The organism is Bradyrhizobium pachyrhizi (assembly GCF_029714545.1).
Lineage (GTDB): Bacteria > Pseudomonadota > Alphaproteobacteria > Rhizobiales > Xanthobacteraceae > Bradyrhizobium > Bradyrhizobium pachyrhizi.
Genome location: NZ_CP121667.1, coordinates 5,671,749 through 5,686,978, shown reverse-complemented (window position 1 = coordinate 5,686,978; position 15,230 = coordinate 5,671,749). Strand labels below are relative to the sequence as shown.

Genomic DNA, 15,230 nt, shown 5'->3' with positions numbered 1-15,230 from the left:
GCGTCCGTTCGCCTATTCGGACACGACATAGGTGTAGAAGCGGACGCGGCCGGAATCGTCGATCTCCTTGTAGATGCCCTGGACCTCGACCTCGAAGCCCGGGAACGCGTTGAAGCTCGCCTCGAACATCTTGAGATAATCGATCATCGGCTTGCTGCGTTCCGACAGCCGCTCGCCGGGCACAATGGTGGCGATGCCGGGCGGGTAGACAACGAACGGCGTCGCGGCGACGCGGCCGAAGATCTGGTCGATCGGCAGATAGTCGACATCGTTGCGGATCAGATATTGCGCTGCCTGGCGCGGCGACATCGCGATCTCGGGCAGATGCTCGGGCAGGAATTGCCTGGCCTGCAGCGTGCTGACGTCGCCGTCGCGGAAGAAGCGATGCATGTCGCCGCAGAGGTCGCGCAGCCGCACCTCGGCATAGCGGCCCGGACGGCGGCGGTAGAATTCCGGGATGACGTCCTCGAGCAGCGCGTTGTCGTCGTGCAGCTTCTTGAAGGCGACCAGCCCGGAGACTAGCGTGCCGGCCTTGCTGGCCTCGACGCCGGGCGTCAGCAGGAACAGTAGGGAATTGAGGTCGTTCTTTTCGGCGACGATGCGGTTCTCCCGCAGATATTGCGCCACCACCGGTGCGGGGATGCCGTGATCGGCATAGGCGCCGGTGGCGTGATCGAAGCCCGGCGTCAGCAATGTGAGCTTGTTCGGGTCGGTCATGGCAAAGCCCGCGGTCAGCTCGGGGAAGCCGTGCCAGGTCTCGCCGGGATTGAGCTGCCAGTAGGACGGGTTGGTCGCGAGCTGGTCGGTCGAAATCGTCTCCCAGGCGACATTGTGCACGCCGTTCTCGCGCGCGACGTCGGGGATCATGACGCGATCCGGCACGAACGGCTCGAAGAACCAGCGCCGCTCGGGCCGCGTCTCCTTCTCCTCGAACTCGCGCTTCACCGCCCGGATCTTCTTGCGCAGCTCGATACCGAGCCGGATCGTGTCGTCCCACAAGACTTCGCCGGAACGCCCCTTCATCATCTGTGCGCCGACATCGAGCGAGGCGAAGATCGGGTAGAACGGCGACGTCGAGGCGTGCTGCATGAAGCTTTCGTTGAAGCGGCGGTGCTCGACCCGGCGCTTCTGGCCCTTGATGTGGCGGTCGCGGATGTGGATCTGCGAGGCCTGCGAGAAGCTCGCGAGCTGCTTGTGGGTCGATTGGGTCGCGATGATGCCGGGCGCCTCGGGGCCGAGATCGGACAATCCCATCGCGAAGCGGCCGGAATAGATCGGGTGGAATTTCATGAAGCCGGCCCAGGCCTCGTCGAACAGGATGTAGTCGCAGAGATGGCCGATCCGCTTGAGGATCATCTCGGCCGAGTGGATGGTGCCGTCATAGGTGCACTGCTCGACTACAGCGACGCGGAACGGGCGCTTCTTCTTCCAGGCGTTCTCGTCCCTGACCAGCGGGTGCTTGCGGATGTGGCCGCGCAGCGTGCCCTCGTCGAGCAGGTCCCAACGCATCGGCCCGATCAGGCCCCAGGCGTTGCGCACCGTCGGCACGTAGACCGGGATGCCGCCGCCGATCAGCAGCGCGCCGTGATGCGCGGCCTTGTGGTTGTTGCGGTCGAACAGCACGAGGTCGCCGTCGGTGACCAGCGAGCCGAGCGCGACCTTGTTGGAGGTCGAGGTGCCGTTGAGCACGAAATAGGTCTTCTCGGCGCCGAAGATCCGCGCCGCCTCCTTCTGCGCCCGCAGCGCCGGTCCCTCATGGGTGAGGAGGTCGCCGAGGTCGAGCACGGAATTGTCGAGGTCGTCGCGGAACACGGCTTCGCCGAGATGTTCGACGAACACCCGTCCGATCGGACTGCGGCTGTAGAACACGCCGCCATTATGGCCCGGGCAGGTCCAGAGCTGGTTGCCTTCCTCGGCATAATCGACCAGTGCGCCGAAGAACGGCGTCTTCAAATTCTCGGCATATTGCTTCAGCCTGGAGATCAGGTTCTTGGCGATGAAGGGCGGGGTTTCCTCGGACAGGAACACGTAGCCGTCGATGAAATCGAGCACCTCGACCGGCAGGTCCTCGAACCGCTTGCGCCGGATCAACAGGATGATCGGGAAGTCGAGGCCGCGCCGGCGCATCAGATTGATCAGCGCCGCGGTCTTGCCTTCAAGGCCCTTCTTGCCCCAATCGACCACCATGCAGCCGATCGCGGCGTCGGTCTGCACCGCGATCTCGGCATCTTCCAGCTTGCGGGCGCGGACCACCTCAAAGCCGGAGCGCTCGATCTCGGCGATGATCTGGTTGAAGCGGATGCCCTCGAGGTCGTCGGCCTCGAACACCGGCGCAGCGAACAGGAAGTTGAAGCGTTTGAAATAGTCCATGCGTGTCCCCGAACTGGTCCGGCGCTGACGTGTCGGCACAATTCATGACAGGCAGATGACAATGGGGCGGACGGAGGATCGAATACGTTGTTGGGGACGCAATCCCTCACTGCACGGCGTCAGCCCGTGGATATTCGAGCTGCATGGCGACGAAATCGGCCGTATCACGGCCATAGCGTGTTTCGATCCCGGCAAGCGCCCGGTCGAGCGCCTGCGCGGGCGGCGCGGTGCCGACCGCGGGCAGCAGACGATCTGCGGACCAATCCGGCGCCACGACTTGCGGATAGACGCGCAGGCCGTTGCGTGTCGTCACGACGTCGCCGGTCGCGGCGAACGTCACGGCATGCGAGCGGTAGGTCCGCGACCAGCTGTCGGCGACCAGCGCCAGCGAGACCTCGTCGACGCCGGGAGCCAGCGCGAGGCCGAGCTGTTCCCGGTTCCAGAACGCCAGCGTGTTCCGGATGGCGGTCAGCGCGAAAGGACGCGTGAACTTGAAGGCGTTGCTGTCATGTCGCGCATCCCAGCCCGGCAAGCCGATCTCGCGCGCGACGGCCTCGGCCCTGGTGCGGCCGGCGATCGCCTCGATCAGGGTCAGCGACATCGGCATCGACGCCGAAATCCCCGTCGTCGTCGCGACGCCGCGGTCGGCCACGATGCGGCGGTCGGCGACGTACCGGATCTCGGGATGTTTGTTGCGCCAGTTCTTCAGGTAAAACCAGTGCGTGGTGGCGTGCCTGCCGTCGAGCAGGCCGGTCGAGGCGAGCACCTTGGCGCCGGCGCAGACGGCGACGATCACAGCGCCTTTCTCCGCCTGCTGCCGGATCCATTGCATGACCGCCGGATCGTCATCGCGGCTCATCGCCGGCACGATGACGTAGTCGGCGCCGTCGGGATGTGCGGTATCGAATGCGGCGATGGTCGCATCAGGCTCGACCTTCAGCACCGGGAACAGCGCGACCGGACCGGGTCCCGTCGCCAGCGTGACGACATCGGCAACATCGGCGCGCTTGAGGATGCCGTAGGGCATCAGGTAATCGGTGGTCTCGGTCATGTCGTTGATGCCGAGCATCGCGATCAACGGGCGCGACCGCTTCGGCGGCGTCAGCGCCGCGAGCGTTGCATCCTGCTCGGCCTTGGCGATCGGAGGCGGAAGGCGGAACGCCGATGTGGCGGGCAGGGTAAAGAGCCAGATGCCGCCGATGATTGGAACCAGCGCGGCAACGGCGATGCCGCTCCACGCGAGAAGCCGCCAGGTCATGATGATCGATCTCAAAATATCCGCGTGCGTCGCCCGGCAAGCAAGCTACTCGCCGGTCACGTCGACCAAAACGGCGAAATTCCCGCAAAAACGGACACGCGAACAAAGCGGCTCAAAGGCATCGCCCGGACGAGCGACAGCGACATCCGGGGCGGTCCTTCCCCGCATGTCGCTCCGCTCATGCGGGCTACGCGACGCGCTCAGTAGACGAGGTTCGTACCCGGCGGCTTTTCCAGTGCCGCCGCCAGCGTCCGATACTCCTCGCAGTCGGTGCCACAGATCTCGGCGATCCGCTGCAGATGATACTGCGCCTGATCGCGGTTTCCCTGTTCGATCTGCCACAGGCCGTAGTAGTTCCACGTCAGGACGTGGTTCGGATCGGCCTTGAGCGCACGTTCGTACCAGACTTGCGATTGCTTGTAGTCGCCGAGCTTGCGATAGGAATAGCCGATCAGGTTCGCGACGTTCGGCTGATCATCGCGGCCGAGTGCGTGCAACTGATCGATCGCGGCGGCGTAGTCGTTGCGTTCGTAGATTGTCGCATAGGCCGCGCGATAGCCGTCGCGGAATGCCGGGTCTTCGAAGCCGGACTGCTTGACGGGTTTCTTGACCTTGTGCGTGGTCTTTCTGTCCTTCTGCTGGGGATAGGACGGCGCGGGAGTGCCGTAGCTCGACCCGTATGGATCGCCACCACCACCACCACCGCCGCCTCCGCCAGCCGCGATGGCGGTCTGCGGTGGGAACAGAATGATCGGCGCTGTCAGAAATGCCGCAAGCATCATCGGTGACTTGATCATGTACGCCTCCCGATTTGACAAGGACAGTTATTGACCTGAAGCACTAACTCCCGATCGCGGGAGACATTCCGCGCGTTTTGAGAAATTGTTTGCCGAAGCGGCAATCGCACTGTCTCATCGGGACGTCGCGCTTTCACGTGCACGCCGGCTGAGCGTTTTGTTCACGCCATCGATATCGGAGTCGAAACTGACATCGGTGTCAGAATCAAACTCAAATGCCCAATGGCCAGCTGGACCCGCGGCAAGGAGGACGATCGATGATGAAAACGGACCTCGCCGAGATCTACCGCAACTACATTGCCTGTTTGAATCGCCAGGACTGGCCGCAACTCGGTCAGTTCGTTGACGAGGACGTGTGCCACAACGGCCGGCGGCTCGGGTTATCCGGCTATCGCGAGATGCTGGAAGGGGACTTTCGCGACATCCCGGACCTTCGCTTCAATATCGTTCTGCTGGTGTCGGATGCGTCCCATGTCGCAAGCCGGCTGGCGTTCGACTGTTCGCCGAACGGCGCATTCCTCGGTCTCGGCGTCAACGGCAAGCGCGTCTCGTTTGCCGAGAACGTGTTCTATGAATTCCGCGACGGGAAGATCGTGCAGGTCTGGTCGGTGATCGACAAGGCTGCGATCGAGGCCCAGCTGTAGCGGCGGAGCCTGGATGAACGTGACGCCGCTACTTCCGCTCCGGATGCCAGGCGCCGTCCCAATCCGCCGCCGGCGGGTTCTGCACAAAAGCTGCGACGCGCGCCTTCATAGCGATCGACGGGCCGTCGCCAGGCGCCGCCGCCAGCGCCGCGGCGAAGGCTTGCTCGGCGTCATCCCAGCGGCGGTCGCGATAGGCGGCGAGGCCGTCCGCGTAACGCTGCCGCAACTCGGTCTGCGCCGGCGTCAGTTCGTCCTTCTTGCCGAGGATTTCGAACACCGCGACCGGCTGGGTCTGCCCCATCACGACGAGACGGTCGATCTCGCGCAGCTCGATGGTTGCGGCGCAGGCCGCGGCGGTGGCCTCCGAGATCAGGCTGCGGCTGCCGTAAAACTTGTTGGCGCCTTCCAGCCGCGAGGCGAGGTTCACGGTGTCGCCGAGCACGGTGTAGCTCATCATGAACTCGGAGCCGATGCTGCCGACCAGGGCCTCGCCGGTGGTGATCCCGATCCGGATGTCGCAATCGGCCGGGATCACGCGCACGCCGAGCAGTTCCGGCAGATCCTTGCGCAGCTGGTTGACCTGGCCGATCATGTCGATGGCGGCAAGCGCGGCCAGATGGGTCTGCTCGGCTTCCTCGACGAAGGGCGCGCCCCAATAGGCCATGATGGCGTCGCCGATATATTTGTCGATGATGCCGCGATGCGCATGGACCGGCGCCGACATCGTCGACAGATAGAGGTTCATGATCTTGACGAGGCCGCTCGGCGTCACGCCCTCGCTCAGGCTGGTGAAGCCCTTCATGTCGCAGAACATCACCGTCATGACGCGGCGCTGTCCTTCGGTCGCGGCGATCGCCGGCTGTTCGAGCAGGCCCTCGGCGATCCGCGGATTGATGTAGCGGCCAAACGTCTCGCGGATGCGCTGGTTGTGGCGCAGCGTCTCGATCATGCGGTTGAAGGCGGCCGACAGCTGGCCGATCTCGTCCTGGGTCGTGATGGTGATGGCGCCGTCGAGGCGGCCGGCCTCGACCTCGCGGGTGCTTTCGAGCAGGCGCATCACCGGACGCGTGATGCCGCTGCCGACCAGCATAGCGAACACGAAGCCGAGGATCGCGGCTATGGCGGTCACGACGCCGGAGATGATGATCGCCCGCTGCTGGGCACTCATCACCTTCGCGGCGGCCGAAGCGACCTGCGCCAGCATGTCGGCACGGATGCCCTCGATCCTGGTGTTGAAGTCGTCGCGCAGGGCGTCGGCGCGGAGCGTGGTCGCTTTCGCCGCCGCAAAGTCCTTGGCCTCGATTTGCTCGAGCAGCGTCTTGTTCTCTGCGTTCAGGCGCATCAACAGGTCGTTGACGGCATTGTCGATGCGGTCATCGAGGCGTCCGAGCGCGGCGTTGTCGGATGGCGTCGATGGATCGGCGATGATCGCATCGATCAGCACGCGTGCGGCGTCGGCCTCGCGCTTGATCAGGGGCTCGATCTCCTCGAAGGCCTTGCGCGCGCTTTCATAGCCGGAGTCTTCGCCCGGCGCCTGCATCTTTGCCATCATCATCCGGCGCATGGCGAGCGACCGCTCCAGCGCGCGGATGTTGACGCGGGCGAGGTGGCCGTAGGCGGGGATGTAGCGGTTGGTGAGTTCGTCGAGGAGATGGCCGACCTGGCCCGCCATCACCATCGACAGCAGCGAGGTGATCACCGCGAGGATGATGAGTCCCGCGGCAATGCCGACGATCTTCTGCCTGATCGAATTCCGAAACATGCCCAGCCCGGCCGCAGCTGCACTGAGCGGGTCCACCCCGCCGTGACGGCCAGACAGCTAATAGAGTTCCGCGGGGCGGGGTGCAAGCGACCGGCGCCTGCCATCCCGTCCCGAGGCGGGCGCCGGCGGCTAGCGGAGGCCTTCGTAGACCATCAAGCCGCGCGCGATGGCGAGCTTGCGCAGGGTCCGCGGCACGAACCGCTCCTGGGGATGCAGGTAACGCCACGAGGTCAGCACCAGGTCGTGCAGCCGGCTGACGTCGTCCTCGAACGGGGCGAGCAGGCCGGTGAGGCTCGCCGGCATATGGACGCGGCTCGTGAAGGGCAGCAGCAGCAGTTCGAGATGCGCCTTGGCGCCGGTCTCGGTCGTAGCGGTGATGCCGGCGATGGCCGGCAGGGTCTCTTCGACGACGCAGGTGATGATGTCTTCGATCTCGCCGCGGCTCGCACCTGTGAACAGGGCGGAAAAGCTCCGGTTCTTGAGGTCGCAGCCGAGCAGGGCGGAGGTGCGGGTGCCGGCCACGCGGAACGGAAAGCGGGTCTCGCCGTCATAGGACAGTACGAAGATGTCGGACAGCAGTTCGCGTATCGCGGACGGCTCGAACTCACTCCGGTCAGGTGCACGTGCGGTGCCGCGCTTCGCATTCCAATATGCGAAGAACTCGCGGCTTGAGCTGTGTTTCATCTAAACCTTGCCCGGCACCTGTCTCGGCGGGACACATCTGTCCCGGTTTTGCTCAGGCGCCTTCCCTTCTCTGTTGTGCAGGGAAGGCTGTGCAGCGTCCATGCCGTGGCCGCGCTTTGGGCGGCTTATCGGCAGCTTTGTGTTGTTAACGTAAATTTAACTATGTCCTTGGCCCCCGCGGAACCAGTGGGTAGGGTCCGCGCGTTCCCGTTCGCGCCGGCTGCCCCAAGCGCCGGCGCCGTTGGTACACAGGTGGCGTCAAACAGTTTGGTCACCGTGCGGGGAGGGGTGGGGACGTTCTCCCGATCCCTCCGGGGCACGAGAAGACCAGCCGATCAGGGAGGGCGTTCTCAGCGCCCTCCCTTTTCTTTTGTCCCGATTCCGGGCTGCGCGAGACTCGGTGTCCGATTTTGGGATTGTGCACTTGCACAGGGGTGCGAAAGCCGCCTATCTCTGATCCACCGCCGCATCGAGGTCGCCGACCCCTTGGACTCCCATCCCGAATCCCCGCTCGCGCCGCCGCCGGAGGCGCCGCGCGAGCCGATCCTGACCTTGCCGCCGGCGCTCACCGCCTACATCCTCCTGGTCGCGGCGATCCATCTGCGGGTGCTGCTGCCGCCGGAACTGGAGAACTGGACCATCGACGTCTTCGGCTTCATCCCGAAGCGCTACGATTCGACGCTGCTCGACATCACCTTTCCGGGCGGCGAAGGCGCCAAGGTCTGGACCTTCGTCACCTATTCGCTGCTGCACGCCAACCTCACCCATATCGGCTTCAACGTGCTGTGGCTGCTGCCGTTCGGCAGCGCGCTGGCGCGGCGGTTCGGCGCGCTGCGTTTCTTTGTCTTCATGGCGGTGACGGCGGCCGCCGGCGCGCTTGCGCATCTGTTGACCCATGAGCACGCGATCGCGCCGATGATCGGAGCGTCGGCTTCGGTGTCGGGGACGATGGCGGCGGCGATCCGCTTTGCCTTCGTGAAGGGCAGCTTCCTGTCGTTCAGCCGTGGCGATGCCGAGGCGGCGGCCAAGGTGCCTGCGCTGTCGCTGTGGCGGGCGCTGCGCAACGGACGGGTGCTCGCTTTCCTGGCGATCTGGTTCGGCGTCAACATCCTGTTCGGCGCCACCTCGCTGTCGCTCGGCGGCGAGGGCGCGAGCGTCGCTTGGCAGGCGCATATCGGCGGCTTCCTCGCCGGACTGCTGCTGTTCTCGTTGTTCGATCCGGTGCCACGCACGCGGGACGATGCTGCAGATGCGTCATCGGTGGATCAGTCGGGGCGCGTCTGATCGCCGCTTGCGGCCTGGATCGAATTCCTCCATCATCTTTGCGACGCAGAAACAAAGCGGGCCGACAATCGAGCCCTGCTACTCGCCGCGCCCCGGAACCGAAATCGGCGCGGAACTGTTGATTGAAGACTCTGGCGAACAGGCTCGACCCGCCCAAGGCGCGGGGCACGAGCGGATTCAGGGAGGCCGACAATGACGGTACGTTCCATTCTCGATGCAAAAGGCCATCAGGTCATGAGCGTCGCGCCCGGCGCGAAGCTCTCGGCCGCGGTCAAGCTGCTCGGCGAGCGCAAGATCGGCGCGGTGCTTGTGATGGAGCAGAGCCGCATGGAGGGCATCCTGTCGGAGCGCGACATCGTGCGCGTGCTCAGCGAGCGCGGCGCAGGCGCGCTGGACGAACCGGTCAGCGCGGTCATGACCAAGAAAGTCGTGAGCTGCCGCGAGTCCGATACGGTCAGCGGCATCATGGAGATGATGACCACGGGAAAATTCCGCCATCTTCCTGTCGTCGAGGACGGCAAGGTGGTCGGGCTGATCTCGATCGGCGACATCGTCAAGCGGCGCGTCGAGGAATATGAGCGCGAGCAGGAGGCGCTGCGCGACTACATCAAGACCGCCTGAGCGCTACTTGCCGGTGCTGCCCGCGCTGCTCGACGGCGGCACCAGGATGTCGATCGCCTCCTCGATTGCGCTGATGGAGCGTTCGGCGGCGCGGATGCCGTGCGCGATCAGGTCGTCGGCGCGGTGGAAGTCGAACCAGCCGATCTGACCGACCCGCGGCGAGATCAGCATATCAGGCGGATCGCCGGCAAGGCGCGCGCGGGTGATGCGGTCCTGCATGATGTTGAAGGCGTCGACCATGACGCTCGAAATGCCGGGCCGGCTGGCGCTGCCGAAAAACTCCCGCTTCACGGTACGTTCGGCGGAGAAGAAGCGGCCAAACCGGCGCTTCGGCGGCTCCGGCTCGAGCTCGGCCTCGGCGGTCACGGCAACCGTCACTTCGGGCGCGGCGGACGGGCCGTGATTGTAGATCGTGGTCGAGTGCGCGAACACGTCGCTGGAGAGGTTCGCCGCAATGACGATCTCGGCGCCGAGCGCGCGCGCGGCCGAGACCGGCACCGGATTGACGAGCGCGCCGTCGACCAGCCAGCGGTCGCCGATCAGGACCGGCGCGAAGATGCCGGGCAGGGCGTAGGAGGCGCGCATGGCGTCGACCACACGGCCCTGGGTCAGCCAGATCTCGTGCCCGGTGCGCACTTCGGTGGCGACGCTGGCGAACTTGACCGTGAGGTCCTCGATCATGACCTGGCCAAGCGCGGCCTCGATCTCGGCGGCCAGCTTGGCGCCGCGGATCAGGCCGGAGCCGTTGAGGCGGATGTCGAGGTAGCCGAGCACGCTGCGCGGCTGCAGGCCGCGCGCCCACTGCTCCAGCGTCTCGATATGGCCGGCCGCATAGGCGCCGCCGACCACGGAGCCGATCGAGGTGCCGACCACCACATTGGGGACGATGCCGTGGGCCAGCAGGGTCTTGATGATGCCGATATGGGCAAAGCCGCGCGCGGCGCCGCCGCCGAGCGCAAGCCCGATGACCGGCCGGCGAACCGTTCCCAGGCCTACCTTGTCGGGGCCGTCGGAGCTCTTGTGGCCTCGGCCCATCCAGCTATCCAACACGACAAATCTCCTGCCAGCGCGAGACTAGGCTGCGCAGCATGGCTGCGCCAGCGTCGTCCGTCTTCATGGTTAGTCCCACAGGCATGATTCATGCCCCGGGTAGTCCGCGGTAGGCAGGGAATGTGACTGGACCGCGACGATAGGGCTAACATCGGCTTGATCGCGCGGTTCCAAATGGCGGAGGGCGCCCGCCCGGACTGTGACAAAGCCTTGGACGCACCTTGGACGAAGGCTTGAATTTGCCGCGTTTTCGTTGAAAAGCATGGTGATGACTTCGAGGGGCAACGGCATCGGCGGATGCGGGCGGGGCATGCGGCTCCTTCCGCTGTTGACGCTTGCGGCATTTTTGCTCGCCCTGATCCCCGGTTCCGTATCTGCACAGTTCTTCAGCGACCGGCCGCCGCCGATTCCGCCCGCCTCGGTCCCGGAGGTGCCGTCCGGTCCGGCGCTCAACCTGGCGCCGCCATCGGGCGGTGGTTCAGGGCCCGTTCTGCCCGGCCCGCTGAACCAGCCGACCATCGTCCAGCCCTCGACTGCGACGGTACCGCCGGTGTTAGCAGCGCCGCCGGCCGGGTCGCCGGCCGCGGGGCAGGCGGTGCTGTCGCTGACGGCGCGGTACGGCAAGGACCTGCCGGTCATCAATGCCGGGCTGGTGTGGCGGGTGTTCGCCGACAAGCCTGACGACAACGGCACCTACAAGCTGATCCGCGAAGAGCGCGGGGCGACGCCCAACGTGGTGCTGCCGCCCGGCAACTATGTCGTCCATGTCGCGCTCGGGCTCGTCAGCGCGGTGCGCGCTGTCAACCTGAAGTCGGAGACCGACCGCGAGTCCTTCGTGCTGCCAGCCGGGGGCCTGCGGATCGAGGGCCGCGTCGGCAGCAGCAAGATCCCCGCCAACCAGATCTCGTTCGCGATCTACAAGGGCAGCCAGTTCGACGGTTCGGACCGTGGACCGATGGTGCCGAACGTTGCCGCCGGCGACGTCGCGCTGCTGCCTGAGGGCACCTACTACATCGTCTCCAACTATGGCGACGCCAACTCGGTGGTGCGCTCCGACATTCGCGTCGCAGCGGGCAAGCTGACCGACGTCACCGTCACCCATCGCGCCGCCGTCATCACCCTCAAGCTGGTCAGCGAGCGTGGCGGCGAGGCGCTTGCCAACACCGCCTGGTCGGTGATCACGCCGGGCGGCGACGTGATCAAGGAATCGATCGGCGCGTTCCCGCGCGTCGTGCTCTCGGAAGGCGAGTATCGCGCGATCGCCAAGAACGAAGGCAAGGTGTTCGAGCGTCCCTTCAATGTCGTCAATGGTGTCGATGGCGAAGTCGAGGTCGTGGCGCGCTGACGTCCGACTGGCCCGCATTTCATGCAGCTGTCATAGTCTCTAATGTGAACTAACCATCGCGCGAATTTGAGCCGTCATAATCGCTCGCGGCGATGCCGGGCCTGCCTAATTTTTACATGACGTTAAGCCGCGGCATGACTTGGATGTCGTGGGGACTAGTGTTTGCGTGGGGCGCGCCATGGTCATGGCCAACAAGAAATCAGCAAAAGCATCGGCCAAATTCAATTCCGAGATGTTCGCCGACGTACCGGTTCTGCAACGCAAGTGGCAGGCCGCGGTCCGTCCCGGCGAAAAGCTGCCGCACTATGAAGACGTGATGCTCGGCAGTCTCGGCCGGCTCGCGGATCATATCGTGCTGTTGCGGAGCGTCGATGGCGTGCTCAGCGTCTCGCACGCCGGCCGCTATGTCCAGACATGGCTGAACGACGAGCGCTGGGACATTCCGCTCAGCGCCCTGCCGCCGGATTGCGCCACCGCGTTGACCGAAGCCGCCGCAAACGCGCGCGAGAACTGCCGGCCCTATCTGGCGTCGGCACATTGCGTCCGCGACGGGTTGGTGCGTACCTTCGACGTGCTGGCGCTGCCGACGCGGTCGCGCTGGGGCGGTATCCTGGTCGGCGTCTACGTCAACGAGCGCAATGCGCAGTACAATCTGCTCGATACGATTTTCTCGGCCACCGACGAGGGCGTGCTGTCGCTCGCCGCGATCCGCGATGCGCGCGGCGAGCCGGCCGACTTCCAGATCGTGCATCTCAACCAGGGCGCCGCAAGGCTGCTGATGCAGCCTGCGACCGAATTGCTGTGGCGTCGGCTCAGCGCCGGCGGCAACCCGCTTGCGGCGTCATCGGTGATGAGCCGTCTGCGTGGATTTGTCGGCGGCGGCCCGGGCGGGCAGTTCGAGATCGACAGCGGCGATCGCTGCCTGCGGCTCGGCGTCACGGCGTTCGGCGACATGCTGTCGCTGACCGTCTCCGACGTCACCGCGCTGAAGCAGCGCGAGCTGTCGTTCCGCCTGCTGTTCGAGAACAACCCGATGCCGATGTGGGTGTTCGACGCCGGCACGATGGAATTTCTCAGCGTCAACGACGCCGCCGTTCAGCACTATGGCTACAGCCGGGAAATGTTTCTCGGCATGACGCTGCGCCAGATCTGGCCGGTGGATGAGTGGAGCGTGCACAGCGCCGCGTTGCGCGAGATCGGCGACGTCTATCAATCGAGCCGCGACTGGCGGCACATCAGGGCCGATGGCAGTGAGATCCATGTGCTGACCTTCGGACGCAAGGTGGCGTTCGAGGGCCGCGACGGCTATCTGGTCGCGGTGGTCGACATCACCGAGCGCCGCGCCGCCGAAGCGCGGATCGCGCACATGGCGCACCATGACGGTCTCACCAATCTGCCGAACCGCGATTTCTACCAGGAGCGCCTGCGCGAGGCGCTGGAGCGCGGCCGCAGCGGCAACAGGCGCGTCGCGGTGATGTGCATCGACCTCGACCTGTTCAAGAACGTCAACGACTCCTTCGGGCATCCGATGGGCGACCGGCTGCTCAAGCTGGTGGCGGAGCGGCTGCGCGAGGTGGTCCGCGACGACAACGTGGCGGCCCGCCTCGGCGGCGACGAATTCGCGATCGTGCTTGCGGCCGACGTTTCGCCGAACGAGGCGAGCGCTTTCGCCGAACGGCTGATCGAAGCGCTGAGCGCGCCCTACAACATCGACGGGCTCGAGGTCGTGGTCGGCGCCAGCGTCGGCATCGCGCTGTCACCGGGTGACGGCACGACGTCGGAAGAATTGATGCGCAATGCCGACATGGCGCTGTACCGCGCCAAGTCCGAGGGCGGCGGCGTGCATCATTTCTTCGAACCGGAGATGGATCAGCAGGCGCAGAAGCGCCGCGACATGGAGCGAGATCTGCGCGCGGCCTTCAGCAACGGCGAGTTCGAGCTGCACTACCAGCCGCTGGTCGATATCGCAGCCGACCGTATCTCTGGCTTCGAGTCGCTGCTGCGCTGGCGGCACCCGCAGAAGGGCATGGTCTCGCCTGCAGAGTTCATCCCGGTCGCCGAAGACATCGGCCTGATCGTCGCGCTCGGCGAATGGGTATTGCGCGAAGCCTGCTCCGAGGCGATCAAGTGGCCCGCCGATGTGAAAGTGGCCGTCAATCTGTCGCCGGTGCAGTTCCGCAGCCGCAATCTGGTCCAGGCCGTGATCTCGGCGTTGGCGCATTCCGGCCTGCCGGCGCGGCGGCTCGAGCTCGAGATCACCGAGTCGGTGTTTCTGGCGGAGACCGAGGCCAACCTCGCGATCCTGCATCAGCTGCGCGAGCTGGGCGTCAGCATCTCGATGGACGATTTCGGCACCGGCTATTCCAGCCTGAGCTATCTGCGCAGCTTCCCGTTCGACAAGATCAAGATCGACCGCTCCTTCGTCAAGGATCTGGCGCGGCGCTCCGATTGCCTCGCGATCGTGCGCGCGATCTCGGGCCTTGGCCGCAGCCTCAGGATCACCACGACCGCGGAAGGGGTCGAGACGACAGACCAGCTCGACTGGCTGCGCGCCGAAGGTTGCAACGAGGTGCAGGGATTTCTGTTCAGCGCGGCGAGGCCGGCCGGCGAGATCGCGGCCTTGCTGAGCGGCTTTGCCGAGCGTGCGTCGAAGGCGGCTTGAGTCGCTTCTGCGATTGCCAAGCCCGAGGGCCCTCGTAGCCCGGGTGAGCGCAGCGATACCCGGGACGAGCGTCCCGCATGTCGCTGCGCTCATGCGGGCTACAAGGCTGTAACCCTAGAACCGCGTCACGATATCCGATAGCGCCGGGCGCGGGCGGTCCTCGCTCGGCCTGGTCGGGGTGCCGATGTGAATGAGCCCGGCGAGCTTCTCGTCCGGCTTCAGGCCGAGGCCGTCGAGCACGTCGCGGTCGAAGGCGAACCAGCCGGTCAGCCAGCAGGCGCCGTAGCCGAGCGCGGTCGCCGCGGTGACGATGTTCATCGCGCTGGCGCCCGCCGACAATTCCTGCTCCCACGGCGGCACCTTCGGGTGCGGCTTGGTGAAGGAGACCACGCCGATCACCAGCGGCGCGTCGGTCAGGCGCTTCTTCTCGACCTCGATGTCGGAGGCCGGCGCGCCGGGATTCTTCCGGGCGAAGACCTTTGCGATCACGTCGCCGGCCCGCGCGCGGGCATCGCCCTCGAACACGATGAAGCGCCAGGGCGCGAGCTTGCCGTGGTCAGGCACGCGCGCGCCGATCGTCAAAATGGTCTCGAGCTCGGCTGCGGACGGGCCCGGGCCGGTCATCTCGCGCGGTTTCATCGAGCGGCGCGTCTTCAGGAGTTCAATGGCATCGGGCACGGAATTGTCCTTCAAGGGGAGTCGTGCCCCCAAGATGGGAGCACGACCAAGCCAATGAAAGCCAGTTTAGACCGA

General features: G+C 65.6%; 12 protein-coding genes. 5 read left to right on the top strand and 7 right to left on the bottom strand.

Features of this window, described 5'->3' with window-relative positions:
- Nucleotides 1-12: 12 nt before the first annotated feature.
- The 3 genes from QA639_RS26955 to QA639_RS26945 all read right to left on the bottom strand — a co-directional run bounded on the left by QA639_RS26955 (nt 13) and on the right by QA639_RS26945 (nt 4,425).
- Nucleotides 13-2,370: an Orn/Lys/Arg family decarboxylase gene (locus tag QA639_RS26955; RefSeq protein ID WP_283087688.1), complete on the bottom strand. Its 2,358-nt coding sequence runs from the start codon at nt 2,368-2,370 to the stop codon at nt 13-15.
- A 106-nt stretch (nt 2,371-2,476) separates the two neighbouring features.
- Nucleotides 2,477-3,628, bottom strand: a complete 1,152-nt coding sequence (locus tag QA639_RS26950) for a DJ-1/PfpI family protein (protein WP_157346311.1) — start codon at nt 3,626-3,628, stop codon at nt 2,477-2,479.
- A 200-nt stretch (nt 3,629-3,828) separates the two neighbouring features.
- Nucleotides 3,829-4,425 (bottom strand): tetratricopeptide repeat protein, encoded by a 597-nt coding sequence (locus tag QA639_RS26945; protein ID WP_038383260.1) that lies wholly within the window; start codon nt 4,423-4,425, stop codon nt 3,829-3,831.
- Nucleotides 4,426-4,682: 257 nt separating this feature from the next.
- Here QA639_RS26945 and QA639_RS26940 point away from each other — a divergent pair, with 257 nt between their 5' ends.
- A complete protein-coding gene (locus QA639_RS26940) occupies nt 4,683-5,069 on the top strand; it encodes an ester cyclase (RefSeq protein WP_028336147.1) in 387 nt (128 codons plus the stop codon).
- A 28-nt stretch (nt 5,070-5,097) separates the two neighbouring features.
- Here QA639_RS26940 and QA639_RS26935 read toward each other — a convergent pair whose 3' ends face one another.
- Together QA639_RS26935 and QA639_RS26930 are read right to left on the bottom strand one after the other, a co-directional pair.
- Nucleotides 5,098-6,831, bottom strand: a complete 1,734-nt coding sequence (locus QA639_RS26935; RefSeq protein ID WP_283087687.1) for an adenylate/guanylate cyclase domain-containing protein — start codon at nt 6,829-6,831, stop codon at nt 5,098-5,100.
- Nucleotides 6,832-6,960: 129 nt separating this feature from the next.
- The gene (locus QA639_RS26930) at nt 6,961-7,515 is read right to left on the bottom strand and encodes a PAS domain-containing protein (RefSeq protein WP_028336149.1); all 555 of its coding nucleotides are present in this window, start codon (nt 7,513-7,515) and stop codon (nt 6,961-6,963) included.
- Nucleotides 7,516-8,001: 486 nt separating this feature from the next.
- Between QA639_RS26930 and QA639_RS26925 the strand changes: the two genes are divergently transcribed.
- Nucleotides 8,002-8,799 carry a rhomboid family intramembrane serine protease gene (locus tag QA639_RS26925; protein ID WP_028336150.1) on the top strand — a complete coding sequence of 266 codons (798 nt, stop codon included), beginning with the start codon at nt 8,002-8,004 and terminating at the stop codon, nt 8,797-8,799.
- A 192-nt stretch (nt 8,800-8,991) separates the two neighbouring features.
- Nucleotides 8,992-9,420, top strand: a complete 429-nt coding sequence (locus tag QA639_RS26920; protein WP_028336151.1) for a CBS domain-containing protein — start codon at nt 8,992-8,994, stop codon at nt 9,418-9,420.
- Between the two features lie 3 nt (nt 9,421-9,423).
- Here the strand turns inward: QA639_RS26920 and QA639_RS26915 are convergent, their stop codons facing one another.
- Nucleotides 9,424-10,470 carry a patatin-like phospholipase family protein gene (locus tag QA639_RS26915; protein WP_050384748.1) on the bottom strand — a complete coding sequence of 349 codons (1,047 nt, stop codon included), beginning with the start codon at nt 10,468-10,470 and terminating at the stop codon, nt 9,424-9,426.
- Nucleotides 10,471-10,738: 268 nt separating this feature from the next.
- Here QA639_RS26915 and QA639_RS26910 point away from each other — a divergent pair, with 268 nt between their 5' ends.
- Nucleotides 10,739-11,815 (top strand): hypothetical protein, encoded by a 1,077-nt coding sequence (locus tag QA639_RS26910; RefSeq protein WP_028336153.1) that lies wholly within the window; start codon nt 10,739-10,741, stop codon nt 11,813-11,815.
- A 178-nt stretch (nt 11,816-11,993) separates the two neighbouring features.
- The gene (locus QA639_RS26905; RefSeq protein WP_050384749.1) at nt 11,994-14,477 is read left to right on the top strand and encodes a putative bifunctional diguanylate cyclase/phosphodiesterase; all 2,484 of its coding nucleotides are present in this window, start codon (nt 11,994-11,996) and stop codon (nt 14,475-14,477) included.
- A 114-nt stretch (nt 14,478-14,591) separates the two neighbouring features.
- On the opposite strand, the gene QA639_RS26900 is transcribed toward QA639_RS26905, so the two are convergent.
- The gene (locus tag QA639_RS26900) at nt 14,592-15,155 is read right to left on the bottom strand and encodes a nitroreductase family protein (RefSeq protein ID WP_057019692.1); all 564 of its coding nucleotides are present in this window, start codon (nt 15,153-15,155) and stop codon (nt 14,592-14,594) included.
- Nucleotides 15,156-15,230 lie beyond the last annotated feature (75 nt).